General features: G+C 66.0%; 26 protein-coding genes. 2 read left to right on the top strand and 24 right to left on the bottom strand.

Annotation, left to right across the window (positions count from 1 at the left end; translation table 11 throughout):
- Positions 1-34: 34 nt before the first annotated feature.
- Genes tatC through argS form a run of 8 tightly spaced genes read right to left on the bottom strand, consistent with a single transcriptional unit; the run spans position 35 to position 6,317 of the window.
- Positions 35-895 carry a twin-arginine translocase subunit TatC gene (tatC, locus tag KTQ36_RS03820; protein ID WP_218632418.1) on the bottom strand — a complete coding sequence of 287 codons (861 nt, stop codon included), beginning with the start codon at positions 893-895 and terminating at the stop codon, positions 35-37.
- Positions 892-1,215 (bottom strand): Sec-independent protein translocase protein TatB, encoded by a 324-nt coding sequence (gene tatB / locus KTQ36_RS03815; RefSeq protein ID WP_218632417.1) that lies wholly within the window; start codon positions 1,213-1,215, stop codon positions 892-894. Before tatB ends, tatC begins: the two co-directional genes overlap by 4 nt.
- Positions 1,216-1,221: 6 nt before the next feature.
- Positions 1,222-1,455 (bottom strand): twin-arginine translocase TatA/TatE family subunit, encoded by a 234-nt coding sequence (gene tatA, locus KTQ36_RS03810; protein ID WP_218632416.1) that lies wholly within the window; start codon positions 1,453-1,455, stop codon positions 1,222-1,224.
- Positions 1,456-1,488: 33 nt separating this feature from the next.
- Complete coding sequence (gene scpB, locus KTQ36_RS03805; protein ID WP_218632415.1) at positions 1,489-2,088, bottom strand: SMC-Scp complex subunit ScpB; 600 nt, start codon at positions 2,086-2,088, stop codon at positions 1,489-1,491.
- Positions 2,085-2,837, bottom strand: a complete 753-nt coding sequence (locus KTQ36_RS03800; RefSeq protein ID WP_218632414.1) for a segregation and condensation protein A — start codon at positions 2,835-2,837, stop codon at positions 2,085-2,087. The genes scpB and KTQ36_RS03800 overlap by 4 nt, the downstream gene beginning before the upstream one ends.
- Before the next feature lie 20 nt (positions 2,838-2,857).
- Complete coding sequence (nagZ, locus tag KTQ36_RS03795) at positions 2,858-3,868, bottom strand: beta-N-acetylhexosaminidase (RefSeq protein ID WP_218632413.1); 1,011 nt, start codon at positions 3,866-3,868, stop codon at positions 2,858-2,860.
- Positions 3,868-4,572: an SPOR domain-containing protein gene (locus KTQ36_RS03790; protein ID WP_255554723.1), complete on the bottom strand. Its 705-nt coding sequence runs from the start codon at positions 4,570-4,572 to the stop codon at positions 3,868-3,870. The genes nagZ and KTQ36_RS03790 overlap by 1 nt, the downstream gene beginning before the upstream one ends.
- Positions 4,572-6,317 (bottom strand): arginine--tRNA ligase, encoded by a 1,746-nt coding sequence (gene argS, locus KTQ36_RS03785; RefSeq protein WP_218632411.1) that lies wholly within the window; start codon positions 6,315-6,317, stop codon positions 4,572-4,574. The genes KTQ36_RS03790 and argS overlap by 1 nt, the downstream gene beginning before the upstream one ends.
- Before the next feature lie 134 nt (positions 6,318-6,451).
- Here argS and KTQ36_RS03780 point away from each other — a divergent pair, with 134 nt between their 5' ends.
- Positions 6,452-6,991: an RNA polymerase sigma factor gene (locus tag KTQ36_RS03780; protein ID WP_218632410.1), complete on the top strand. Its 540-nt coding sequence runs from the start codon at positions 6,452-6,454 to the stop codon at positions 6,989-6,991.
- A complete protein-coding gene (locus KTQ36_RS11315) occupies positions 6,988-7,362 on the top strand; it encodes a DUF6768 family protein (RefSeq protein ID WP_255554202.1) in 375 nt (124 codons plus the stop codon). The genes KTQ36_RS03780 and KTQ36_RS11315 overlap by 4 nt, the downstream gene beginning before the upstream one ends.
- Here KTQ36_RS11315 and KTQ36_RS03770 read toward each other — a convergent pair.
- The 16 genes from KTQ36_RS03770 to KTQ36_RS03695 form a co-directional block, all read right to left on the bottom strand.
- On the bottom strand, positions 7,359-7,901 hold the full coding sequence (locus KTQ36_RS03770; RefSeq protein ID WP_218632409.1) for a D-Ala-D-Ala carboxypeptidase family metallohydrolase: 543 nt from the start codon (positions 7,899-7,901) through the stop codon (positions 7,359-7,361). The genes KTQ36_RS11315 and KTQ36_RS03770 overlap by 4 nt on opposite strands.
- A 68-nt stretch (positions 7,902-7,969) precedes the next feature.
- Entirely contained in the window at positions 7,970-8,632 is a 663-nt protein-coding gene (locus tag KTQ36_RS03765) for a Rossmann-fold NAD(P)-binding domain-containing protein (RefSeq protein WP_218632408.1), read from the bottom strand.
- 1 nt (position 8,633) lies between these two features.
- The gene (locus KTQ36_RS03760; RefSeq protein ID WP_218632407.1) at positions 8,634-9,839 is read right to left on the bottom strand and encodes a deoxyguanosinetriphosphate triphosphohydrolase; all 1,206 of its coding nucleotides are present in this window, start codon (positions 9,837-9,839) and stop codon (positions 8,634-8,636) included.
- Positions 9,778-11,328, bottom strand: coding sequence for an SPOR domain-containing protein (locus KTQ36_RS03755; protein WP_218632406.1), 1,551 nt, complete (start codon positions 11,326-11,328; stop codon positions 9,778-9,780). Before KTQ36_RS03755 ends, KTQ36_RS03760 begins: the two co-directional genes overlap by 62 nt.
- 110 nt (positions 11,329-11,438) lie before the next feature.
- Positions 11,439-12,869 carry a cell division protein FtsZ gene (gene ftsZ, locus KTQ36_RS03750; protein WP_218632405.1) on the bottom strand — a complete coding sequence of 477 codons (1,431 nt, stop codon included), beginning with the start codon at positions 12,867-12,869 and terminating at the stop codon, positions 11,439-11,441.
- A 145-nt stretch (positions 12,870-13,014) separates the two neighbouring features.
- Positions 13,015-14,253 (bottom strand): cell division protein FtsA, encoded by a 1,239-nt coding sequence (gene ftsA / locus KTQ36_RS03745; RefSeq protein WP_218632404.1) that lies wholly within the window; start codon positions 14,251-14,253, stop codon positions 13,015-13,017.
- Complete coding sequence (locus KTQ36_RS03740) at positions 14,253-15,122, bottom strand: cell division protein FtsQ/DivIB (protein ID WP_218632403.1); 870 nt, start codon at positions 15,120-15,122, stop codon at positions 14,253-14,255. Before KTQ36_RS03740 ends, ftsA begins: the two co-directional genes overlap by 1 nt.
- On the bottom strand, positions 15,119-16,054 hold the full coding sequence (locus KTQ36_RS03735; RefSeq protein WP_218632402.1) for a D-alanine--D-alanine ligase: 936 nt from the start codon (positions 16,052-16,054) through the stop codon (positions 15,119-15,121). Before KTQ36_RS03735 ends, KTQ36_RS03740 begins: the two co-directional genes overlap by 4 nt.
- A complete protein-coding gene (gene murB, locus KTQ36_RS03730; RefSeq protein ID WP_218633809.1) occupies positions 16,051-16,941 on the bottom strand; it encodes a UDP-N-acetylmuramate dehydrogenase in 891 nt (296 codons plus the stop codon). The genes KTQ36_RS03735 and murB overlap by 4 nt, the downstream gene beginning before the upstream one ends.
- Before the next feature lie 5 nt (positions 16,942-16,946).
- On the bottom strand, positions 16,947-18,365 hold the full coding sequence (murC, locus tag KTQ36_RS03725; RefSeq protein WP_218632401.1) for a UDP-N-acetylmuramate--L-alanine ligase: 1,419 nt from the start codon (positions 18,363-18,365) through the stop codon (positions 16,947-16,949).
- A complete protein-coding gene (gene murG, locus KTQ36_RS03720; protein ID WP_218632400.1) occupies positions 18,362-19,516 on the bottom strand; it encodes an undecaprenyldiphospho-muramoylpentapeptide beta-N-acetylglucosaminyltransferase in 1,155 nt (384 codons plus the stop codon). The genes murC and murG overlap by 4 nt, the downstream gene beginning before the upstream one ends.
- Entirely contained in the window at positions 19,513-20,688 is a 1,176-nt protein-coding gene (locus tag KTQ36_RS03715) for an FtsW/RodA/SpoVE family cell cycle protein (RefSeq protein ID WP_345777657.1), read from the bottom strand. The genes murG and KTQ36_RS03715 overlap by 4 nt, the downstream gene beginning before the upstream one ends.
- A complete protein-coding gene (locus KTQ36_RS03710) occupies positions 20,685-21,911 on the bottom strand; it encodes a Mur ligase family protein (protein WP_218632399.1) in 1,227 nt (408 codons plus the stop codon). Before KTQ36_RS03710 ends, KTQ36_RS03715 begins: the two co-directional genes overlap by 4 nt.
- Positions 21,908-22,978, bottom strand: a complete 1,071-nt coding sequence (gene mraY, locus KTQ36_RS03705) for a phospho-N-acetylmuramoyl-pentapeptide-transferase (RefSeq protein ID WP_218632398.1) — start codon at positions 22,976-22,978, stop codon at positions 21,908-21,910. Before mraY ends, KTQ36_RS03710 begins: the two co-directional genes overlap by 4 nt.
- A complete protein-coding gene (locus KTQ36_RS03700; protein ID WP_218632397.1) occupies positions 22,978-24,348 on the bottom strand; it encodes a UDP-N-acetylmuramoyl-tripeptide--D-alanyl-D-alanine ligase in 1,371 nt (456 codons plus the stop codon). Before KTQ36_RS03700 ends, mraY begins: the two co-directional genes overlap by 1 nt.
- The gene (locus tag KTQ36_RS03695; RefSeq protein WP_218632396.1) at positions 24,345-25,760 is read right to left on the bottom strand and encodes a UDP-N-acetylmuramoyl-L-alanyl-D-glutamate--2,6-diaminopimelate ligase; all 1,416 of its coding nucleotides are present in this window, start codon (positions 25,758-25,760) and stop codon (positions 24,345-24,347) included. The genes KTQ36_RS03700 and KTQ36_RS03695 overlap by 4 nt, the downstream gene beginning before the upstream one ends.
- Positions 25,761-25,766 lie beyond the last annotated feature (6 nt).

Genomic DNA, 25,766 nt, shown 5'->3' with positions numbered 1-25,766 from the left:
AGTGACCTTTTGCCCCCCCGCTCTCGCTATCCGATCAAATGGGCCCGGAACCGCCAACCCTCCCCCCCCCCGGTGGCGTTTCCGGGCCCACATGATTTTCGGCCTCCGCATCTGCGGGGGCTTTTTTGTGGGCGGAATCGACACCGGCTTCGTCCGCCTCTTCGGCGGGACGACGGGTCAGGCGAATGGCTAGGATCGCGCCTTCGTAAAGCGCGTAGAGCGGCAAAGCGAGCATGACCTGGCTGACCGCGTCGGGCGGGGTCAGGACGGCACCGAACAGGAAGGCTGCGACAATCGCATAACGACGACCGGCGATCAGCTGCTCGCGCGTCACGATGCCCGCGCGCTCGAGTACCAGCAGCAGGATCGGGAGCAGGAAGGCAACGCCGAACCCAAACAGGAAACGCGTCACGAAAGAGAGATAGTTGCCCACGCCGGGCAGTGCTTCGCGCTGCACCCCGCCAACCTGCCCTTCGAAGCCGAGCAGGAAATTGAGCGCCCACGGCATGGCGATGAAATAGGCGAAGGATGCCCCGGCCGCGAAGAAGACCGGAGTCAGCAGCAGGAAGGGCAGGAAAGCGCGCTTTTCCTTGGCGTAGAGACCCGGTGCGACGAACCGCCACAACTGGGTCGCGAGTACCGGGAAGGTGATCATCAGCGCCGCGAAAAAGGCGACCTTCATCTCGACGAAAAAGGCCTCGAACAGGTCGATGAAGACCAAACGACCCTCGCCCGCATCGAGCAGCGGCTGCACCAGCACGGCAAAGATCGGCTTGGCGAAATAGAGGCAGGCGAAGAAGGTCACGAACAGCGTGCCCACCACCAGCAACAAGCGCTTCCTCAATTCGATCAGGTGATCCAGCAGCGGCGCTTCGGTGTCGTCAATATCCTTCACGGCAGGTCCCGCTCGGGCTTGGCGTCGGGCTCATCACCCTGTTCGGTCGACTTGGGCTCGACCATCGGCGGCTGCGCGTCGGCGTTGGGGTATTGCGCCATGATGCGCGCATTCTGCTCGCGCCATTCCTTTTCCATCGCCTCCAGCTCGGCCTCGCGCATCACGCTCTCGATGCCGGCGTTGAAGTGACGCGCATAGCCGCGGATCTTGCCGACCCAGCGGCCGACCGTGCGCATCGCGACGGGGAGCTGTTTGGGGCCGATGAAGATGAGCGCGGCGATCGCCACGACCAGCAATTCGGCCCCGTCGACACCAAACATGGTGGACTAGCGCGTTTCGTCCCTGGTCGTGTCGCGGCGCGCCTCGACGTCGACCGTGTCCTCGCGCGGCAGCTGGCGCGGCTCGGCGGGGCGCTCGGCCTCTTCATCGGCCATGCCCTTCTTGAAGTTCTTCACGCCCTTGGCGAGGTCGCCCATCATGTTGGAAAAGCGATTGCGCCCGAACAGTAGCAGGATGATCAGCGCGATCAGGAGGATGCCGGGAAGGCCGATATTGCCCATGGAAGGTCTCCGAAAAGTCGTTTCGCCTTAGACTTAGGCGTCTTCTTCGTCGGATTCCACCTCTTCTGCGGGTTCCTCGTCGCCATCGAGCGCCAATTGCAGCGCTTCCTCGTCGAGCGGATCGAGCAGGCCGGCCGCCTTGAGGTCGTCGATCCCCGGCAGGTCGCGCCGGCTTTCGAGCCCGAAATGGGTCAGGAATTCCGCCGTCGTCAGGTAGGTCAGTGGCCGGCCCGGCGTCTCGCGCCGCTTGCCGGTGCGTACCCAGCCCGCCTCCATCAGCACGTCGAGCGTGCCTTTGGAAATCTGCACCCCGCGGATCGCCTCGATTTCGGCACGACTGACGGGCTCATGATAGGCGATGATGGCCAGCGTCTCGGTCGCAGCGCGCGACAGGCGGCGTGGTTCCTCGCGCTCGCGGCGCAGATGATGCGCGAGATCGGGCGCGGTCTGGAAATGCCAGCGCTTGCCGCGCTCGACCAGTTCGACTCCGCGCCCGTCATAATGCGACACCAGCTCCTCGAGCGCCGCCTTCACGTCACCCTCGCCCGCATGGCCCTCGATTTCCTCAACAGTCAGCGGCTCGTCGCTGGCGAACAGGATCGCCTCGACGGCGCGAACGAAGTCGTCGATCATGCCGCCTTGATCCTGATATCGTCGAACGCCTCTTCCTGCTGCAGCTCCAGTCGGCCCTGCCGCGCCAGTTCGAGCGCGGCTAGGAAGGAGGAAGCGAGGCAGGACTTGCGGAATGCGGGATCGTCGGTCGCGGGCAGGAACGCCTCGAGCGTGGTCCACTCGATCGCGGTGCCGAGCAGTCCGGCCACCCGATGGATCGCATCTTCGAGCGTCATCACGCGCCGGTCATGGACGACATGCATCGCCGGCTGGGTGCGCGCGCGCACACGACCATAGGCGGCGTAGAGATCGAAGGCGTTGGCCTGCCAGGCGGTCTTGCGCGTGACGCGCAGGCCCTCGGCATTTGCGCGCACGAAGACGTCGCGGCCCAGCCGGTCGCGACCCATCAGCCGCGCCCCTGCCTCGCGCATCGCATCGAGCCGCATCAGCCGCTGCTGCAGCCGCAGCGCCAGCTCCTCGGGGCTCGGGTCCTGTTCGGGATCCTTGGGCAAAAGCAGGCAGGATTTGAGATAAGCGAGCCAGGCCGCCATCACGAGATAGTCGGCCGCGAGCTCGAGCTTCAGCGCGCGGGCATTCTCGATATAGTCGAGATATTGCTCGGTCAGCGCCAGGATCGAGATCTGCTTGAGGTCGACCTTCTGGTTGCGCGCAAGGCTCAGCAGTAGGTCGAGCGGTCCTTCCCAGCCCTCGACATCGACGTGGAGCATCTCCGCATCGTCTTCGGGCTTGTTGAAGAGTCGTTCCCCCATATGGGGAGCCTAGTCGCAGGTCAGGCCAGCGCCAAGAGTTGATCGCGCTTCTTGATCGCCTCGGCAAAATCGAGGTCGCCGTCGTCACGTTCGCGGACTGCTTGCATCGCCTCGTCCATCCGCTCTTTCGCGCGGCTGGTCATTTCGGGGCAGATTTTCGCCACCTCGACCATTTCCTCCATCTTGCCCGAGCAGTGGAGCGCAACGTCGCAGCCCGCGTAGAGCACGCCCACCGCGCGTTCGGCGACCGGCCCCTCAAGCGCGGCCATGTTGAGATCGTCGCTCATCAGGAAGCCGTCGAAGCCGATCCGGCCGCGGATGATTTCCTGCACCACGGTCGCTGACTGGCTGGCGACATGGTCGGAATCCCACGCTTCGTAGACGACATGCGCGACCATTCCCATCGGCGCGTCGTGCAATCGCTCGAACGGATAGAGATCGTCGTCCAGCTCGACTGCGTTGGCGCTCACAAACGGACGTGCCTTGTGGCTGTCGACCGTCGCGCGGCCATGCCCCGGAATATGCTTGATGATGCTCACCACACCCGCCGAGTGCAGCCCCGCAATCACCGCGCGGCCTAGCGAAGCCACGCGCAGCGGGTCGGGTCCGAAGCTGCGGTCGCCGACGATCCGGCTCGCGCCCGGCTGGCGCACGTCGAGCACCGGCATGGCATCGACGTTGATGCCGTGTTCGGCGAGCATCAGCCCGATCGCGCGCGCATTGACCCGCGCCGCTTCGATCGCGCTCGACGGGGCGATTTCGTAAAGGTCCTCGAACTTGTCCATCGCCGGGAAATTGACCCATTCGGGTTCGCGCATGCGCGCCACGCGCCCGCCTTCCTGATCGATCAGGATCGGGACGTCGTCGCGCCCGTGCAGCTCCTTCAGCTCGGCTGTGAGCGCCTTCAACGGCTCCTTCGACACCGTATTACGCCCAAACAGGATATAGCCTGCGGGGTTGGCGTCCTTGAAGAATTCGCGCTCGTCGTCGGTCAGGCGCTCGCCCGACAGGCCGTAAATGCAAGCCTGCATCAGTTCACGACCACGCAGACTTCGCCCGCCGCCTTGAGCGCTTCGCAGGCGGCTCGGGCCGCGTTGCGGTCGGCGGCCAGGCCACGAACGCGATAATAGGTCCGCCCGTTGACGCGTGCTTCCTCGATCGACTTGGTCATCGCGCCGATCTCAGAATAGTTAGACGAGAGCAGTACCCACGCGGCCTCGGCCTGCGCGCGGTTGGTGAAGCTGCCCAGCTGGACCTTGGGGCCCGAGGGCACCGCGGCTGGCGCGGGTGCGGGCGTCGGCGCCGGCGTGGGTGTCGGCGCCAGCGGATCGGTGCGCGGCGCAGGCGCGGGCGTGGGCGTGGGCGTCGGCGCAGGAGCCGGCGTCGGTTCCTCGACCGCGATACGCGGCGCTTCCTCAAGCCCGTCAGGGTCGAGCTGCGCGTCGGGATCCTCGCCCGCCGAGGTCGCGAACGCCGTCTCGCTCTCGCCGGCAATGTCGAGCCCGCCCGGATCGGCAGGGCGCACCTTGTAGGGACTGTCGGGCGCTTCGATCAGCGTCGGCGCGCCAGTGCCCGTGGGCGACTGCTGCCCGACCCAGTACATGGTCCCCGCGACCCCCACGGCGGCGACTAGTACGACGCCGATCGCGGTCGCCATCTTGGTCGTCGAAATCCCGCTCGGCGCGTCTTCGTCCTCGACCGCTTCGAGCCAGGGAAGCCGCTCCTCTTCCGCCATCAACGCATCTCCTCGGCGGCTTCCACCCCCATGATGGACAGGCCGTTTTTCAATACCTGCCCGATCGCGCGCGCGAGTTCCAGCCGTGCTGCGGTGAGCTGCGGCTCGCCTTCGATGATGAAGCGCTTGGCGGGGTCGTCATTGCCGCGATTCCATGCCGCGTGGAAGGCGGCGGCAAGGTCGTAGAGATAGAAGGCGATGCGGTGCGGCTCGTGCGCGTGCGCCGCCTGCTCGACCACCCGCGGGAAGGTCGAAGCGAGCTTGACCAGGCCCAGCTCTTCCTCGTCGAGCAGCGACAGGTCGGCATCGTCGAGCGACACGCCCTCGGCCTTCGCCTTGCGCATGACCGAGCTGATCCGCGCATGCGCATATTGGACGTAGAAAACGGGGTTGTCCTTCGACGCCTCGACCACCTTGGCGAAGTCGAAGTCGAGCGGGGCGTCAGCCTTGCGCGTCAGCATCATGAAACGCACGACGTCCTTGCCGACCTCGCGCACCATGTCGGCCAGCGTTACGAAATTGCCCGCACGCTTCGACATCTTGATCGGCTCGCCCGCACGGAACAGCCGCACCATCTGCACCAGCTTGACGTCGAGATCGACCTTGCCGTCGGTCAGCGCCTTCACCGCCGACTGGACGCGCTTGACAGTCCCGGCATGATCCGCGCCCCAGATATTGACCAGGTGGTCGGCTTCCTTGCCCGACGCCCAGCCCTCGACCTTTGCGCGATGATAAGCGGCGTCGGCGCCGAAATAGGTCCAGCTGCCGTCCGATTTCTTCATCGGCCGATCCTGGTCGTCGCCATATTCGGTCGACTTGAACAGGGTCAGCTCGACCGGCTCCCAATCGTCGGGCGTTTCACCCTTGGGCGCTTCGAGCACGCCTTCGTAGACCAGCCCCTTTGCGCGCAGCTCGTCATAGGCCGCATCGACCTGCCCCGACGCCTGCAGCTCGGCTTCGGAGGCGAAGGCGTCATGCTCGACCCCGAGCAGCGCAAGGTCCGCGCGCACGAGGTCCATCATCGCGTTGGCCGCCTTCACCTTGAACGTGTCGAGCCATTCGCTTTCGGGCGCATCGACATAGCGGTCGCCAAATTCTTCCGCGAGCGCCTTGCCGACCGGCACCAGATAGTCGCCCGGATAGAGGCCTTCGGGAATTTCGCCAATCTCTTCGCCCAGCGCCTCGCGGTAGCGCAGGTGCGCCGAACGGGCGAGCGTATCGACCTGCGCCCCGGCATCGTTGACGTAATATTCCTTGACCACGTCATAGCCCGCAAAGGCGAGCAGGCGCGCGAGCGCGTCGCCCACCACCGCACCGCGGCTATGCCCCATGTGCATCGGCCCGGTCGGGTTGGCCGAGACATATTCGATATTGATCGTCTCGCCCTTGGGCTCGGTCGCGCGGCCATAGGCCTCGCCGCTATCTAGAATGTCGGCCAGTTCCTTGGTCCAGACATCGTCGACCAGCCGGATGTTGATGAAGCCGGGCCCCGCTATCTCGACGCTCTTTACGTCCTCGAGCGCCTCGAGCTTGGGCCCGATCGCTTCGGCCAGCGCGCGGGGATTGGTCTTCGCCTGCTTGGCCAGCACCATCGCCGCATTGGTCGCGAGATCGCCATGCGATGGATCGCGCGGCGGCTCGACCGTCACGCCGCGGCGCTGCGCATCGGCGGGGATCGTCCCTTCGGCGACAAGCGCGTCGAGGATGGCGTCGAGCTGGGCGGTGAAACGGGCGTAGAGCGACACGATTTTTCTTTCATGCAAATCAGCGGTTGCAGCCCTCTAGCGCAGCGACCCAGCGAGGTCACGCACGAGATGCGATGAACCTTTTGCGCCGCTCCGGGCACCTCTAGGGTGACATTTGAAAAAGGGGGAGCGCCGTGAGCCAGCCTGCACGACTATTGGACGACTGGCTCGTCACCGCCACCCTCGACGGCGACCGCAAGGCCGCGCGGCAATTGGTCGAGGCGCACCATCGTCCGATGATGGCCCATGCGCTGCGCCTGACCGGCAACCATGCCGATGCCGAGGATGCGGTGCAGGGTGCCTGGCGCGAGATTTTCGCGCGGCTCGACCGATTGAAGGATCCGCGCGCCTTTCGCGCCTGGGCCTATCGCATCGTCACCGGAAAGGCCGGGCGCATGATGCGCCGCGAGATGGCCGACCGCCGCCGCGACGAGAAATTGCCCGAGCCGGACGCACCGAGAGCGCCCGATACGGCAGCCGAGCATGGCGAGTTGCGCGAGGCCATCGCCGCGCTCCCGCCCGGCCAGCGCGCCGCCATCGCCCTCTTCTACCTGGAGGGCTTTTCGGTCGCCGAGGTGGCGGCCGCACTCGATATTCCGGTGGGGACTGCCAAGACCCGCCTCATGCATGCGCGCCAGAAATTGCGCGAACAGTTCGAAGGAGAAAATACATGACCAACATCGACGAACGCATCCGCGCCGCGCTCGAGGCCGAGGAACGCGACCTGGTCGCCGACTGGGATGGGCTGGAAGAGCCCGGCTATTTCGAGCAGGCTTTCTCGATCTTCAAGGGCAATACTTGGTGGGCGGCGACCATTCTCTTCATCGTCCAGTTCGCGCTGTTTCTGGTTTCGGTCTGGGCCGCGATTCACTTTTTCCGCGCCGAGACCGAGCTCGAAGCCTTGCGCTGGGGCCTACCCGCCGCCGTCGCCTTTCTTGCCTCGCTGACCATGAAGCTGACCTTCTGGCCGCAAATGCACATCAACCGGCTCGAGCGTCAGCTCAAGCGGATGGAGTTGCTGCTGGTGGCTAAGAAGGAGGGCTAGTCGGACGACTTGGGCGCGAACACGATGCGGAAGTCGGTGGGCTTGTCACCGGTCGGCACCATCGTCGCGCCCGGCGTTTGGGCGACGACCGGCGCGGTCGCGATGGTCTGCACCACGCTATCCTCGCCCCGCCCCGCAAAGGCGAAATGGCTGTGGTCGCCTTCATCGAGGCTCTCGACCAGGCGATAGCCCGCCGCGCGATAGGCGGCATCGATCTGGCGATGCGTGACACCCGGGCGCCGCGCAATGTCGATCGCGCGATTGCGCAGGTGGTAACTGTTGGGTGCACCGCCGACGCGGCGGTTATGCGCGGGGTTGCGATAGGTCGAGGTGACAATGCCGAACCGCGCGCCGAGCGCGGCAGCCGACGACATGTTGAATGCTGCGCCAGCCAGCGGCGTGATCACCGGCGGCATATTGACGGCCTTGAAACCGTGGCTGGTCACATTGACCTCGCGCACACCGAAGTCGGTCGGCGATTCCTTGTCGGAACCCTCCGTCCCGGCAACCATCAACAGCGCCGCAATCAGTAACGACATGGAGCTCACCCCTCACTCAGTACGAGCGTGGTATACCAAAAGTTAATCGATTCGGGAAATCGCGGGGATCAGGCCGTCCCGTTTTCGGCCAGTTCCATCAGGTCGCGGTTGTGCAGAACGCGCGTTCCATCGCCTTCGCCAAGCGCTAGGCGGACCATCGCTGCGGCCACGACGGCGGCATCGATCGCGCGATATTTGTGCAGGCGTCCGTGGAGCAGCGCATTGACCAGTGGCGACACAAGAATACCCAGCCGCTCCTTCCAACGGCGTTCCGCCCCACGCTGCCCGCGCAGCAGGCCGGGCCGCACGATGTCGAGCCGCGCAAAGCCCAATGCCTTCGCATCGGCCTCCATTCGCCCCTTGATCGCCAGATACTGATTGCGACTGTCGGCATCGGCCATGGTCGAGGACACGACGATCGCATGGCGTGCGCCAGCTTCCTTGGCCGCACGCAAAAAGCCGGTCACCGCGTGGCGGTCGATCGCTTCGAACCTGTCCCAGTTGCCGACCTTGGCCCAGGTCGTGCCGATGGTGGCGATGGCGACGTCGACCTGCTCACCCTCCAGCAGGCGCGGCCACTCATCCATCCCGCCATATTTGATCCGCCAATCGGAATGATCGGGAAGACTGCCCTTGCGCCCCAGCGCCAACAGCGGTTCGCTCTCCGGCCAGCGCTTGACGAACTCGGACCCGATCAGCCCGGTCGCCCCGATGATCGCCGCGCGCGGCATCTCAAAAACGGTCCTTGGGCAGGCTCGCCGGACCCACCAATTTCTCGTGCGCGCTGATCGCGAACGGGTCGGTCATCCCGGCGATATAGTCGCCGATACCGCGCAGGCGTCCTCGCTCGTCATCGTGGCGCTGCCATCCGTCGGGAAGCGGCGCGTCTCCCTCGATGAAGGCGCTGGCGAGATTGCCGACGATCTCCTGCGCCTTGCGCCGGATCGGACGCAGCGCAGCGCTGTCGTAGAGATGCTTGTACATATGCTTCTTGAGCGCCCGCTCGTTCGCCGCCATGTCGCTGGAGAAGCCGACCAGCGGCGCGTCATGCGCGCGCACGTCGTCCGCCGTCTCCACCCCGGCCGAGTCAATCCGCCGCCGCGTTTCATCGAGCACGTCACCGACCATCGTGCCGATCTGGTCACGCACCAGCGCGCATTGCTTGCGGTCGGCGTCGAGCCCCGGGTGACGCGCCTCGATCGCTTCCCAATGCTCGCCAACCATCGGCAGCCCAAGCAACGTGTCGAGGTCGAGGATACCCGCGCGCAGCCCGTCATCGATGTCGTGATTGTCGTAGGCGATGTCGTCGGCGATTGCCGCGACCTGCGCTTCCAGGCTCGGCCAGCCGGAAAGGTCGATGCCATTGGCGTTGGCCGCCTCCGCCATCGCCCATTCGGGGTTGGCGACCGGCCCGTTATGCTTGGCCAGCCCGTCCAGTGTAGCATCCGACAGGTTGAGCCCGTCAAACCCCGGATAGGGCGCCTCGAGCAGCGTCACGATGCGCAGCGAGTGGCCGTTATGATCAAAGCCACCGGCCGTCTCCAGCTTGCGATCGAGCGCATCCTCGCCGCCATGTCCGAAGGGCGGATGACCCAGGTCGTGCGCCAGGCACAATGCCTCGGTCAGGTCCTCGTTCAGCCCCAGCGCGCGCGCCATTGCGCGGCCGATCTGCGCGACCTCCAGGCTGTGGGTCAGGCGGACGCGGTAATGATCGCCGTCGGGCGCGACGAAGACCTGCGTCTTGTGCCGCAGCCTACGGAAAGCCACCGAGTGAATGATGCGGTCGCGATCGCGCTGGAAGGCGTCGCGCGGGCCGCGTGGTCCGCGATCGTCTTCCGCATGGACGCGCCGGGCCGACGCAGGGTCGGCGGCGAGCCTAGAGTGGCGTGATCTTGAGCGCGGCGGGATTGCGCCGATAGGTGAAGACGTCGATGCCATTGCCGCGCAGCTTATTGGTCAATTCCTGCGCTTTGTCACGGGAAGAAAAGGGCCCGACCAGCAGGCGGAAATAACGCACACCATCGGTAACATACGGGGTCTGCCCGTTGAGCAGCGATCCGGCCTCACCCTTGAGGCGGCGCCATTCGCGGCTCATCCCGTCGGCGCGCGAGCCGCCCGCCAGTTGCACCCACCAGGTGCCCTCGGTGCCGATGTCCGGCTTGGGCGGCGCGGGTTTGGGCTTGGGCGGCGGCGGCGGAGCCTCTTCCTCCACCTTGGGCTGCGGCGTGGCCTCGAATTTGGGGCGCGAGGGTGGCGGCGCCTCGTAGCGCGGTTGCGAGGGCGGCGGCGTGGTCGCGGACGCCGGCTGGGTCAGCAGCTGGTCGATGCTGGCCAGCCGCTCTCCGCTGCGCCCCTCATTGGTCGGCCTTTGCTCCTGAACCACGGTCGACAGCTGGCTCTCGCGCGCCGCCGGGAGCGCCACGTCGCGAACCGCCTCGGCCGGCGGCGCGGTCGTCGCGCGCTCGAGCGGCTCATATTCGACCGTGAGCGCCGGGCGTTCGACCGGCTCGTAAGTGACTTCGAGATTGCGCTCGACCTTGGTCTCGGCAGTGCGCCCGCGCCTGGAACGCCGATCGTTACGACGCGTGTCGTTGCGTTGCGCCTGCACCTGCGCCTGCGGCGCGGCCGGCGGCCTGATCGAAGGCGCAGCGACATTGGCTCGACGCTCGGCCAGACGGATTTCGCTGGTTTCGGGGAACATGCCCAGATGCACCGCCGCAGCCTTCTGCGCGGGCGAGATGATCGGCAGCTTCTGCAAGAACGGCGTCAATTGCGCCGACGCGCCCGGCATCTCGCGCTCGATCGCATTGCGCGCGCCGTCGAGATCCCCCGTCAGCGCCAGCACGAACGCTCGCACGCGCCGCGCCGCAGGGTCGCCGGCGTTGATCAGCGGCTGGAGAAAGGCCAGCGCCGCCGTGCGTTCACCGTCGATCGCCAGGCTCAGGGCAAGGCGACGACGCGCGGTGGCGTCGTCTTCGCGGCCAAGCCCCATCCGGTAATCGGCCTGCGCACCCGCCGTGTCGCCCAGCAGGTCCTTTGCCAGCCCGCGATCGACCGCGAAGCGTGTCACGTCGCCCCCGCGGCGCACCGCTTCGGTGAAATAGCCCATGGCAGGCATCGGGTCGCCCTGCGCGGCGGCAATGCGCCCGAACCCCGCCTGCGGCTCCCACGCGCTCGGCGACCGCTCGGCGGCGCGCCCGAACAGGCCCGTCGCGGTGCGCAGGTCGCCCACGTCGACCGCTGCGTCACCCGCCGCGATCAGCGCGGCAAAATTGTTCGGATCGCGGTCGAGCGTCCGCAAATTGGCGGTCAGCGTCGCTGCAGGGTCGGCCTGCTGGGCAGCTACGGGCAAGGCAAGTGTCACGGCCAGCGTCGCAGCGGCAGCACAGAGCGCCCCGCGCGCGCGGCGAATCATTTCATGTCGCATGACAGCCCTCATGCCAGACAAGTCCTTGCGCGTAGCTGACTCCTAACGCGTTAAGGGTGAGCCGCCCCGCCAGTGCGACGAACGGCCCCCATCGACTAACCCAAATTGGCCTACTGGTTGTTCTGGCGGTTCAAAAAGCGCGGAATATCAATGGCATCGCGCGCTTCTTCGCCGTCCTTGGCTTCCGCCGTCGCAGCGCCCCGCGCGATCGAGCTCATCCGCTCGAATAGCGTCCCGCTTTCGACTTCGCCCTTCACGCCGCTGAACCCGGCATTGGGGACGTTGTCGTCCTCGTCATTGGCTTCGGGCGTGGCGATCGGCGGCGTGGTCACTGCATCTTCCTGGCCTAGCAGCAGCTCGTCCTCGTCGTCGGCCGCCTCCTGGGTCAGGTCGAGCGCCTCGTCCTCGTCGTCCATGTCGGTGTCGGCCTCGGTGGTCGGCGTGGTGGGCGTCTCGGCGCCGCCCATAGCTTTGCCCGGGAAGGCGAAGACCTTGCCCGCACCCATCGAACCGCTCATCGAGCCGCCCGTGGTCGTTGCGGTCGCCGTGGTCGCACCCGTCGGCATCGCCGCCGCCTGCCCGTCGATACCCGTCGCGACCACGCTCACGCGGATCTTGCCGTCGAGGTCGTCGTTGAAGGCGCTGCCCCAGATGATGTTGGCGTCGTCGTCGACCAGTTCCTTGATGTGGCTGGCCGCCTCGTCGACTTCCATCAGCTTCATGTCCATGCCGCCGGTGATTGAGATGATGACGCCCTTGGCGCCCTTCATGCTCACCCCGTCGAGCAACGGGTTGGAGATGGCCTTCTCGGCGGCTTCGATGGCGCGATTGTCGCCCTCGGCCTCGCCGGTGCCCATCATCGCCTTGCCCATCTCGCCCATTACCGAGCGAACGTCGGCGAAGTCGAGGTTGATCAGGCCCGGCATGACCATCAGGTCGGTGATGCCGCGCACGCCCTGCTGCAGCACCTCGTCGGCCATTTCAAAGGCTTCCTTGAAGGTGGTGTCGGCGGTCGCGAGGCGGAACAGATTCTGGTTGGGAATGACGATCAGCGTGTCGACATGCTTCTGCAGCTCTTCGAGCCCGCTTTCGGCCGAGCGCATGCGGCGCGCGCCTTCGAAGGCGAAGGGCTTGGTCACGACACCGACGGTCAGGATCCCCTTGTCGCGCGCAGCCTTGGCGATGACCGGCGCGGCGCCCGTGCCGGTGCCGCCGCCCATGCCTGCGGCGATGAAGCACATGTGCGAGCCTTCAAGGGTCTTCTCGATCTCTTCCATCGTCTCTTCGGCCGCGGCGCGACCGATTTCGGGACGCGAACCCGCGCCCAGACCCTGGGTGATCTTCATGCCCAGCTGGATGCGCGTGTCTGCATCCGAGGCGTTGAGCGCCTGCGCATCGGTATTCGCCACGAGGAATTCGACGCCCTGGACGTCCGCATTCATCATGTTCGCAATGGCGTTTCCGCCCGCGCCACCGACGCCGATGACACTGATCCGAGGACGAAGCTCGTCGACTTCCGGCCGCATCAGGTCAATGCTCATAAGATCCCCCATTCCCTCACAACTGCTTCAAACTAGGCTGATTCTGACACATCGCGACTCGCGGACAAAGCAAAAAATGTTAACGAGTCCAAAAAAGTGAATCAGTGATTCATTATGGCACACATCGGAACGGTTCCGTCCCGATTCAGCTGCCCTGGCGAAGTACTCTCACCAGCCGCGCCAAAAGCCCGCCTTTGCGCTGTTCCTCGAGCGCACCGAGCGCCAGGTCGCGCACGTCGCTGCGGTCGCGCGCGGCAAGCCGCGCCAGCCCGACCAGCGTCGAGAAGCCGGGCCCCTGCATCGCCTCGGGCAGGCCCGGAAGCCCCTTGGGCCGACCGACCCGCACGTTCCGTCCGAGCACGCCCTGCATGTAATCGGCCATGTTCTTGAGGTCCGCGCCGCCGCCGGTGATGACCACCTGCCGTCCGACCGGCCCCGAAAAGCCCATGTCCTTGAGCGCCCCATCGACCAGCCCCGAAATTTCCTCGATCCGCTGGCGGATGACGTTGACCAGCTGCGCGCGGGTGATGCGAACGGGCTCCTGCCCCTCGCCGACCAGCGCGTCGATCATCTCGGCATTGTCGCGCGGCGACTGCATCGCGCTGCCGTAGTAGCATTTCATCCGCTCGGCATCGCGGCGCGGCACGCCGAACGCCATCGCGATATCCTCGCTCACGTCGCGCGCACCGATCGGGATGGTGTGCAGCCCGACCAGCATCCCGCCCGCATGGAGCGACACATTGGTGATATCCGCGCCCAGCTCGACCAGCGCCACGCCAAGATCGCGCTCGTCCTCGCTGAGACAGGCATGAGCGCTCGCGGCCGGCGCCGCGATGATCGCGCCGACGCCCAGATGCGCCGAGCGGATCGCGAAATCGACATTCTTAAGCGGCGCTTCGTCGGCAGCGATGACGTGAATATCGACGCCCAGCCGGTCGGCGTGGAGGCCGAGCGGGTTCTTGACCCCCTGCACCCCATCGATCGTGTAAAGCGCGGGATGCGCGTGAAGCGTGACCTGATCCTCGCGGTCGGTCGCCTCGCGCCCCGCCGCCAACAGTCGTTCGATATCGCCTTGTTCGACCGGATGCCCGCCCAGTTCGACATCGACCTCGACCAGGTCGCTGGTCAGCCCGCCTGCAGCAAAGCTCGCCCAGACGTCGTCGATCGTGACCCCGCTCATGCGTTCGGCGAGGTCGACCGCCTCGCGCACCGCGACTTCGGACAGGTCCATGTCGACGATCGCGCCGCGCTTGACCCCGCGGCTTTCGCGCTGCCCCGTGCCGAGCACTCGCAGATTGCCTTCGTCGTCTTTTTCGCAAATCAGCGCCGACACTTTGGACGAACCAATGTCGAGCGCGGCGATGAGGTCGCGATCGTCCGCCATTATCGCGCGGCCTCTTGCGTGAGAGCTGGGCTGCGGGCGATCATCTGTCCATCGATCCTCAAGTCGTAGCGCTCGACCCCGATCCCCAGCAGCGGGGTCGCGCGGTCCTGGCGCATGAATTTTTCGAGGGCGTCGGCGGCCTGGGCCTCGCCCTCGGGCAGCGCCAATATCTCGCCCGTCTGGACATTCAAGTCCCAACGTCGTCCGCCGACCCATCGCGCCGAGGCCAATTGCGCGTTCAACCCCGGCTCTTCGTCGAGCAGGCGACGCAGCGCGGGATATTGGCGGTTGGCCCCCTCGCCCATCAGCAGCGGCAGGTCGGGCATCTCGGCGATCGGCACGCGGTCGAGCAGCACGCCTTCCTCGTCGATCAGGAACAGGCTGCGCTGCCCCTGCCACAATGCCGCGGGCGTGCGCTCCACGATGTCGATCACCAGCGTGTCGGGATAGCGGCGCGACACGCGCGCATCCTTGACCCATCCCTCGCTCAACAATTGTTCGCGGATCCCGTCGACATCGACCAGCGGCAGCGCGGGATTGCGGTCGCGTGTCCTGAACGCAAGTGCATAGACGGGCGCCGAATCCATCTGTTCGATCCCGACCACATCGACCCGGTCGACCCTGAACCCCATGTCGCCGATCGCTTCGCCCGCCGCGCGTCCCGCCTGCGCCGGCACGCCCATGGCGAACAGCACCGCGATCACGACCACCGCAACCAGCGCGACTAACGCCCCGCGTGCCACGCGGTCGGCGTTGGCCTGGCTGGTGCCGACCGCCTTGGCAACCTTCTTGGTCGCCGCCTTGGTCTTGCCCCTGGGCTTGGCCGCCTTGCGCTTGGGCGCGGCGCGTTTGACGTGCTTGGCGCTCACCGGGCCAGCGCCTCCTCGATCAGCCGCTCGCACAATTCGCCATAGGAAATGCCGCGCGCCTTGGCCTGTTCGGGCACGAGGCTGAGCGGCGTCATGCCGGGCTGCGTATTGGTTTCGAGCAGGAAGAGCCCGTTCAGCCCGCGCGTGTCATCCCAACGGAAGTCGGAGCGCGAACAGCCCTTGCAGCCGAGCACGCGATGCGCCTCGAGCGCATAGTTCTTCATCGCCTCGGCAATCTCGGGGGGCACGTCGGCGGGACATTCGTGGACCGTCTGCCCGTCCGTATATTTATGCTCGTAGTCGTACCAGCCGCTCTCGATCTTTAGCTCGGTCACCTCAAGCGCCTCGTCGCCCAGCACCGCCACCGTCAGCTCGTGCCCGGCAATAAATTCCTCGGCGAGCAGTCGATCGAAATCCTGCCACGGCCCCTTCGCATCACGCGCGATGGGCGACCCGTAATTGCTCTCTTCGGTCACAATTGCGACACCCACCGACGACCCTTCGTCGACGGGCTTGAGCACGAACGGTCGCGGCATCGGGTCGCCGTCATACAGGCTCTCGCTCTCGACGATTTTTCCCGGCGGCATCGGGATGCCATGCGGTTCGAGCACCGCCTTGGTCAGCTGCTTGTCGATCGCGACGGCCGAGGTCGTCACGCCCGAATGGGTGTAGGGAATGTCCATCAGGTCGAGCATGCCCTGCACGCTGCCATCCTCGCCCGGCGTCCCGTGGAGCGCATTGAATACGACATCGGGGCGCAGTCCGGTGAGCACGGTAGCGACCTTGCGATCCATGTCGACCGGCGTGACGTTGGAAAAGCCCCGCTCGCGCAGTGCCTTCACCACGCCCTCGCCCGAGGAAAGCGACACATCGCGCTCCGCCGACCAGCCGCCCATCAGCACGACGATATGGATGTCCTTGTCCACGCTCACGCTTTCTTTTCCTTACGCCCCACTCTCTGGATTTCCCATTCGAGTTCAACACCCGAATGCTCTTTCACGCGCCGCCGCACTTCGTCGCCCAGCCCTTCGATATCAGCGGCGGTCGCATCGCCCGTATTGATCAGGAAGTTGGTGTGCTTTTCGCTCACCTGCGCGCCGCCATTTTTCAGCCCGCGACAGCCGGCCGCGTCGACTTCTTTCCAAGCGCTCGTGCCCTCGGGGTTCTTGAATGTCGATCCGCCGGTCTTGGTGCGCAGCGGCTGCGACTGCTCGCGTGCCTCCGCGATGCGATCCATCTCGGCCTGAATGGCTTCGGGGTCGCCCGCCGCGCCTTCGAACAGCGCCGACACCACGATCGCACCCTCGGGCAGTTCGCTGTGCCGGTAGGAGTAGCCGAGATCCTCACACGACAGCGTCTTGGGCGTCCCGTCGCGCAGCACGACTTCGGCCTCGATCAGCACGTCGCACGTCTCGGTCCCGTAGGCGCCGCCGTTCATCCGGACATAGCCGCCGACCGTTCCGGGAATGGAGCGCATGAATTCAAGCCCCGAAATACCCGCATCGCGCGCCGCCGAGGAAACGAGGATCCCGTGCGCCGCGCCGCCGCAGCGAAGGCGATGCTCGCCTTCCTCGCTGACGGTCGCGAACGGCTTGCCCAGCTTGATCACCACGCCCGGCACCCCGCCATCGCGCACGATCATGTTGGACCCGAGCCCGAGCCCCATGACGGGCACCTCGGGGTCCAGCTCGCGCAGGAAATGCTGCAAATCCTCGACATCGGCGGGTTCGAACAGCCAGTCGGCCGCCCCGCCCACCTTGAACCAGGTCAGCTTGGCGATGGGTGCGTCCTGCGTCAGCTTGCCGCGCACGGCTGGCATCGATGTCACTTGGCTGCCCTCGCTTGCTCGATGCCCTCGGCGAGCCGCGCTGCCCAGCCAGTAATGTCGCCCGCGCCCATGCACAGGATGATGTCGCCCTCGGCCGCGATGTCGCGCAGCGCCTCGGCGAGATCCGCCTCGTCCTCGACGGTGCGCGCCATGCGGTGCCCGCGATCGCGCAGGCCGTCGACCAGCGCCTTGGCACCGACCCCCTCGATCGGGTCCTCGCCCGCTTCGTAGACCGGCGTGACCATCACGATATCGGCCTCGTTAAAGGCGGTCTGGAATTCGTCCATCAGGTCGCGCAAGCGGGTGTAGCGATGCGGCTGCGCCACCGCGATGACGCGTCCGCCCTCGGGCACCGCGTCGCGCGCCGCCTGAAGCGCCGCTTTGATCTCGACCGGGTGGTGCGCATAGTCGTCGATGACCACCGCGCCGCCCACTTCGCCAACCTTGGAAAAGCGCCGCTTGACCCCGTCGAAGCTCTTGAAGCCGTCGCGGATCTGTTCCTCGCTGACCCCCAGCTCCATCGCCGCCCCGATCGCCGCCAGCGCGTTCTGCACATTATGCCGGCCCGGGATCGGCACCCAGATATTCTCCATCGTATGGACATTGCCGTCGCGGTCGGTGTGGACCACGTCGAAACAGGTCCCGCCGAGCTTGGGCTGCAGATTGTCCGCACGAAGGTCCGCCTGAGCGGAAAAGCCGTAGGTACGAATGCGCCGGTCCTGCACCTGCCCGATGACATTCTGCACCTCGGGATGGTCGATGCACATCACCGCCAGGCCATAGAAAGGCACGTTCTCGACGAACTGGCAGAAGGCCGCCTTCACCTCCTCGAAGCCGCCATAATGATCGAGATGTTCCGGATCGATATTGGTGACGATCGCGATTGTCCCGTCGAGGCGCAGGAAGCTGCCGTCGCTCTCGTCCGCCTCGACCACCATCCAGTCCGACTTGCCCAGCCGCGCGTTCGAGCCGTAGCGATTGATGATCCCGCCATTGATGACGGTCGGGTCGATCCCGCCCGCATCCAGCAGCGCGGCGACCATCGAGGTCGTCGTCGTCTTGCCGTGCGTGCCGGCGACAGCGACGGTTTGCTGCATGCGCATCAGCTCGGCGAGCATTTCGCTACGCTTGACCAGCGGAAGGCGCTTTTCGGAGGCGGCCTGCACTTCGGGGTTGGTGCGGCGGACGGCGGTCGAGCAGACGACCACTTCGGCATCGCCGAGGTTATCCGGATCGTGTCCGACATGGACGGTGATGCCGGCGTCGCGCAGCTTCTGCACGACCGGCCCGTCCTTCAAATCGCTGCCCTGCACCTTATAGCCCAGCTGGTGCATCACTTCGGCGATGCCCGACATGCCGATACCACCGATCCCGACGAAGTGAATCGTCCCAAGATCGCGTCCCAACGCCTTCATGCAGGCACTCCCATTCCACTCGGTTTCGCTCTCGGTACCGCCCGCGCGACGGGGTCGGTCGGCAACGGATTGTCACCGGCCCCCACCCGCAGCACGAGGTCGGCCAGTTCTTCGGCCGCGCGCGGCTTGCCCAGCCCCAACGCGCGATTGGCCGCATTGCTCAACGCTTCGGGATCGCTGCAGATCGCTTCGACCTGCGCCGCCAGTTCTTGCGCGGTAAAATTACCCTGCGGGATCGAGCGTCCGCCGCCTGCCTCGTGCAGCTCGCGCGCATTGGCAGTCTGGTGATCGTCGGTCGCGATCGGCAACGGCACGAGGATCGCCGGACGCCCCGCCGCAGTCAGTTCGGCAATGGTCGACGCACCCGCGCGCCCGATGAAAAGATGCGCCTCGGCCAGCTCGCTCGCCATGTCCTCGATATAGGTCGTGACCTTGGCCGGGATGTCGAGCTCGGCATAGCGCGCACGCACCCGCTCGATATCGCCCTCGCGGCACTGCTGGACCATGTTGAGCCGGTGGCGCAGCGACGGTTCAAGCAGCGCCATGCCCTCGGGCACGACGTCGGCAAGGATGGTCGCCCCTTGGCTGCCGCCGGTGACCAGAATGTTGAGCGGCGCGCTGTCGTCGAAGCTCGGGAAAGGCATCTCGCCCAGCCTCTTGACCTCGTCGCGCACCGGATTGCCGACATGCACCGCCTTTGATGTGTCCTTGAGCCGCGCGACATGTTTGTAGCTGGTCGCCACCGCCTTGGCCTTGCCCGCGAGCAGGCGATTGACCCGCCCCAGCACCGCATTCTGTTCGTGCAGCACGGTCGGAATGCCCTCCGCGCGCGCCGCGAGCAACGCGGGGAATGCGGGATAACCGCCAAAACCCACCACCACGTCGGGAGTAAAGTCGCGATACAGTTCGCGCGCCGCCTTGCGCCCTTTGAGCACGCTGAAAAAGGCGCGGATCATCCCGAACAGCCCACCGCCCATGCGCCCCGCGGGCAGCTGCTCGACCGGAAACTCTTCAAACAATGCCGGATAGGCCGCGCCGCGCGCGTCGGTCACCAGCATCACGCCATGACCGCGCCGCTTCAGCTCGTCGGCGAGCGCCTGCGCGGGGGTCATGTGACCTCCGGTGCCTCCTGCGGCGAGGGTGATGTTCATCGGCGGCTCCAGCGAACGACGTACGGACTGCGATTGAGATAGGGGTTGGCGCGCGTGAAGGCGAGCAGCAATCCCATCGTGATCGACAGCGCGATCATGGACGAACCGCCATAGGAAATGAAGGGCAGCGTCATGCCTTTCGACGGCGCGATCTGCACGTTCACCGCCATGTTGATTAAGGCCTGCAGCCCGAACATCAGCACCAGCCCCGCACCGGCCAGGATCGCCATGCGATTTTCCTCGTCGAGCAAGCGGATCAGCACGCGCGCGACAATCACGAGATAGAGGATGGCGATAACGAGGCAGGCGACCAGCCCGAACTCCTCCCCGATCACCGAATAGATATAATCCGTATGCGGCTCAGGCAGCGAGAATTTGCGCGTCCCCGCCCCCGGCCCGACCCCGAACAGTCCACCCGCGGTCAGCGTCCGCATCGCATTCTCGGTCTGGAAATTGTCGCCTTCGCCGAACAGGAAGGCGTCGATGCGCACCGTCGCGACATCGTAGAGAAAATAGGCGGCGATGATCCCGACGATCCCCGCGACGCCCAGCCCCGCGAGGATGCGGATATTGACCCCCGACAGCGCCAGCATCACCACCCACATGGCGACGAAGATGATGGTCGATCCGAAGTCGGGCTGGAGCATCAGCAAGGCGGAGATGAGCGCGACCAGCAGCCCCGAGACGACGACCGCGCCCGGCCCCTTCTTCTCGGTCAGCAGCCAGGCCAGCACGATGATGTAGAAGGGCTTCAAAAATTCGGACGGCTGGAAGCCGGCGATACCGAGATCGATCCAGCGCTGCGCGCCGTTCCGCTCGAACCCGACCAGCGGCACCAGCGACAGCGCGAAGAGGGTGATCGCCCCGCCGATCAGCGACAGGCGCAGCGCAGTCTTGCGGTCGAGCATCGAGATCAGCACGATGAGCGGTACGCTCAGCGCGATCCAGAAGAGCTGGCGGGTGAAGAAATAGAGTTCGGGGAAGGTGAAGGCCGCACCCGAATAGCGCTGCGCCGCCGCCGGGCTCGCCGCCGCGACCGCGATCAGGCCGAAGCCGATCAGCACCGCGACCAGCAGCATCAGCACCTTGTCGACTTCCCAGAACCAGCGCCCGAGCGCCGAGCGGTCGGCGCGGCCGTAACGCGTGGAGACCTGCCCCTTTGCCTTGCTCACAGTCGCTCGACCGCCTCCCGAAATGCGTCCCCGCGCGCCTCGAAATGCGCGAACTGGTCGAAAGAAGCACAAGCCGGCGACAAAAGCACGACTTCTCCTGCGCTCGCGTCTGCAGCGGCAACCTTCACGGCCTCTTCGAGCGTCCCGCAGCGCACCGTTTCGACCTTCCCGTCGAGCAGCCGCGCCCACAAGTCTTCGCTCTCGCCGATCAGATAGGCTTTGACGACATGCCCCAACTGCGGCTCGAGCTCGTCGAGGCTCTCGGTCTTCGCCTGCCCGCCCACGATCCAGCGCACCTTGTCGTAGGCCGCCAGCGCGGGGGCGGCGGATGCCGGGTTGGTCGCCTTGCTGTCGTTGACGAAGCGGACGCCGTCTTTCTCCGCCACCTGCTCCATCCGGTGCGGGAGGCCGGCAAAGCTGGCGAGGCCCGTTTCGATCTGGTCACGCTCCAGCCCCAGCGCAGAGCAGGCCAAAATGGCTGCAGTGGCGTTCTCGAAATTGTGCGGCCCTGCCAAGGAAGCGCTCCACCCCCCGGGCGTCCCGTCAAAGGCCAGTTTCATGTCGCGCATGTCGATCTCGACCCGGGTCTCGCCCTGCATCTCGAACAGCCGGAGCTTGCTGTCGCGATAGGCCTCGAACCCGTCATAGCGATCGAGATGATCGGGCGTTACGTTGAGTAGCACGGCAACCTCGCAATCGAGGCTTTTCGTAATGTCGATCTGGTAACTCGATAGTTCGAGCACATAGACCCCGCCTGCGGGCAGCGGATCCTGCGACAGGATCGGCACGCCGATATTCCCGCTCATCGTCGCCGGCACGCCCGACTCTTTCAGGATATGCGTGATCAGCGCGGTCGTGGTCGACTTGCCGTTGGTGCCGGTGATGCCGACCACACTATGCTCGGGCAGCGTCCCCCGCGCTCGCGCGAACAGCTCTACGTCGCCGATGATCTCGCACCCGGCCTTCTCGGCCAGCTCACGGATCGGATGGCGGTTGAGCGGCACGCCCGGCGAGACGACCAGCGCGTCGAAGCCTTCCAGCCCCGCCTCGAGAAAATCGATCCGCTCGGCAAAGGGCGACGCGGCGTTCCTTGCCTCTTCCTTGTCGTCCCAGCAGGCGACCTTCGCGCCCGAGCGCACCAGCGCTTCGACGCTCGCCAGGCCGGAGCGGGCGAGGCCGTAGACGGCGTAACGCTTTCCCTGCCAGGCTTCGGAGAGGATCACCGCAGTTTGAGCGTCGAAAGGCCCGCGAGCGCCAGCACGAAGCTGATGATCCAGAAGCGGATCACCACCGTCGGCTCGCTCCAGCCGAGATGTTCGAAATGATGGTGGATCGGCGCCATCTTGAAGACGCGCTTGCCCGTGCGTTTGTAGAAGAAGACCTGCACGATCACGCTGACCGCTTCGAGCACGAACAGCCCACCGATGATCGCCAGCACGAATTCATGGTGCGTCGCGACCGCGATCGCGCCCAGTCCGCCGCCCAGCGCGAGACTGCCCGTGTCGCCCATGAACACGGCGGCGGGCGGCGCGTTGAACCACAGGAAGGCGAGCCCCGCCCCGACGATGCCGAGCAGCACGACGGTAAGGTCGCCCACCCCCAGCACGTGGGGGATGCCGAGATATTCCGCGAACACCGCGTTGCCGACGAGGTAGGCAATCAGCGCGAAGGCCACGCTGGCGATGATCACCGGCATGGTCGCCAGCCCGTCAAGCCCGTCAGTAAGGTTTACCGCATTGCCGAACGCGACGATCACGAACGCGCCGAAGGGGATGTAGAGCCAGCCGAGATCGATCACCGACCCCTGGATGAAGGGCAGGTGCAGATCGGTCCCGCTCACGCGCACCATCAGCCAGGTCGCGAGCCCGCCGATCGCGAACTCGAGCAGCAGGCGGAATTTGGCCGAAAGCCCCGCATGATGCGCCTTCTTCACCTTGTCGTAATCGTCGAGAAATCCGATCAGCCCGAAGCCCGCGATGACCAGCAGCACCGACCAGACATAGACGTTGGTAAGGTCCATCCACAGCAGCACCGAAATGCCCAGCGACACGAGGATCAGCAGTCCGCCCATCGTCGGCGTCCCGCGCTTGGCGAGATGGCTCTGCGGCCCGTCGGCACGGATCGGCTGGCCCTTGCCCTGCGTCTTGCGCAGCCAGTTGATGAATTTGGGGCCGAGCAGCAGCCCGATGAGCAGCGCCGTCGCAGTCGTCGCGCCAGCACGGAAGGTGATGTAGCGAATGAGGTTCAAAGGCCCCGCAAAGTCGAGCCATTCGGCAATCAGATATAACATCAGCGCCCCCCTGCCATCGCGCTCACCAGCTTTGCAAGCCCGACGCTGTTCGACGCCTTGACCAGCACCGCGTCGCCCATGCGGATGGTCTGCTGCAGCGCCTGCGTGGCGAGCTCGACATTCTCGACCCGCGTGATCGGGATTTCGCCGAGCAGCGCCGCCTCGAGCGCGGCCATCTCGTCGCCCACGAGGATCAGCTGTTCGACCCCTGCCTCGCGCACCGGGCCCGCCAGCTCGGCGTGAAGTCGCTCGCTTTCCTCGCCCAGCTCCTTCATCGCGCCCAGCACCGCGACCTTGCGGCCCTTCTCGGCGCCCAAGGTTGCCAGCGTCGCCGCCATCGAGGCCGAGTTGGCGTTGTAGCTTTCATCGATCAGCAGCGCTTCGCCGCCATTGACCTTGATCCGGTGGCGCGCGCCGCGTCCCGCAAGTCCGCCCATATCGGCCAGCGCGAGCCCCGCGACCGCGACGTCCGCGCCCGCCTCGCCGACCGCCGCCAGCACGGCGAGCGCGTTCATGACCCAGTGCGCGCCCGGTTGCGCGATGGTGAAGGTCACCTCGCGCCCCGGCAGCCGCGCGGTCACCAGCGAGCCGCCCGCGCGCGCCGGGACCGAGTGGATCACCGCCGCATCCGCCTCGCCCGAGCCGAAGGTCAGCGTGCGCGCCGCATGCTTGCGCGCCGCCTTCACCAGCTGGTCGCGCTGGTGGACGTCCTCGGGAACGATCGCGGTGCCGCCCTCTTCGAGACCCTCGAAGATTTCCGCCTTGGCATCGGCGATCGCTTCGATGGTGCCCAGATTTTCGATATGCGCGGGGGCGATGGTGGTGACCATCGCGATGTGCGGGCGCACGAGCTTGGTCAGCGCAGCGATTTCGCCGGCATGGTTCATCCCCATCTCGAACACGCCATATCTGGTGTCGCGGGGCATGCGCGCGAGGCTGAGCGGGACGCCCGTATGGTTGTTGTAGCTCTTCACCGAGCGGTGCGCCTTGCCGAGGCTTGCGCGGTCGAGCGCTGCGTAGAGCGCTTCCTTGGTCGAGGTCTTTCCCACCGACCCGGTCACGCCGATGACCACCGCCTCGTCCGACAGCCGCGCGCGCGCCGCCTTGGCCAGCGCTTCGAGCGCGGCGGCGACGTCGTCGACGAGGACGTGCGGATGCTGCTGCGGTTTGCTGACGAGCAGCGCGGTTGCGCCGTTTTCGATCGCCTTTCCTACAAAATCGTGCCCGTCAAACTGCGTCCCGGGCATCGCGACGAACAGGTGGCCGGGCTCGATCTCGCGGCTGTCGAAGGCGACGCCGCTAACCTCGAATTCGGCGCTCGCCGTGCCGCCGGTCGCGGCGGCGATTTCGTCGGAGGTCCACAGGCTCACGCGGCGCACTCCCGAGCGACTTCGCCGTCGTCGAAGGGATGGGTGACGTCGCCGATGATCTGGCCCTGCTCGTGGCCCTTGCCCGCCAGAAGGACGATGTCACCCGCCTCGGCCAGCGCGATCGCCTTTTCGATCGCGGCGCGGCGGCCTTCGACCTCGATGGCATCGGGCGCGCCTTCGAGGATTTCGGCGCGGATCGTGGCCGGGTCCTCGCTACGAGGATTGTCGTCGGTGACGATGACGATGTCGCTTGCCTCGGCAGCGACCATGCCCATCGGGGCGCGCTTACCGCGGTCGCGGTCGCCGCCAGCGCCGAACACGGTGATCAGCTTCTTCTCGACATGCGGGCGCAGCGCCTCGATCGCCGCGACCAGCGCGTCGGGCGTGTGGGCATAGTCGACATAGATGGGCGCACCCTTCTTGGTGATCACCGCGCGTTCGAGCCGCCCGCGTACCGGACTGACCCGCCCCATCGCGGCGAAGACGTCGCCAAACCCGCTGCCGGTGGCGAGCATCAGCCCCGCCGCGGTCATCACGTTGGCCGCCTGGTAGCCGCCGATCAACGGCAGCTTGAGCAGGTGCGTCTCGCCATCGTGCGTGATCGCCATCGCCTGGCCGAGCGCGGTCGAGCGACGGTCGCCGAGCCGGATCGTCTCGCCCCGCTCTCCCACCGTCAGCAGCTTGAGGCCGCGCTGCTTGACCCGCGCGATCACCGCATCGGAATATTCGTCGTCGGTCCACACCACCGCGGTGCCGTCCTCGGGCAAAAGCTCATCGAACAACCGCATCTTGGCCTCGAAATAGGCCTCCATCGTCTCGTGATAGTCGAGATGGTCGCGCGAGAAATTGGTGAAAGCAGCAGCTTTCAGCGGCACGCCCTCGGCGCGATGCTGGTCGAGCCCGTGGCTGGAAGTCTCGTAAGCGACATGGCTGATCCCCATGCGTTTGAGGCCGGCCATATTGTTGAGGAAGGTGACGATGTCGGGCGTGGTCAACCCGGTTTTCACCTGGTCGTCCGACGTCGTCACGCCCAGCGTCCCGATCGAGGCCGAGCGCTTGCCCATCATGCGCCACATCTGGCGGCACATCTCGACGGTCGAGGTCTTGCCGTTGGTACCGGTGACCGCGACGACATTTTCGGGATAGGGTCCGTAAAATTTCGCCGCCATTTCGGCAAAGGTCTCGCGCGGATTGTCGGAGGCGATGCGCTGCGCCTTGAAGGTGCCGATTCCGTCACGGCACACGACCGCGACCGCGCCGCGTTCGACCGCGTCCTCGATAAAGTCCTCGCCATTATGGACCGCACCGCGAAAGGCGCCGAACACGTGGCCGGGTTCGACCTTGCGATTGTCGATCGAGAATCCGGTGACTTCGACCTCGCTCCCGCGCGAGGTGAGTTCGGACAGGCGCATGAAAAT

The organism is Sphingomicrobium clamense (genome assembly GCF_019264355.1).
Taxonomy (GTDB): domain Bacteria; phylum Pseudomonadota; class Alphaproteobacteria; order Sphingomonadales; family Sphingomonadaceae; genus Sphingomicrobium; species Sphingomicrobium clamense.
This window is presented reverse-complemented; position numbering and strand designations above follow the sequence as displayed.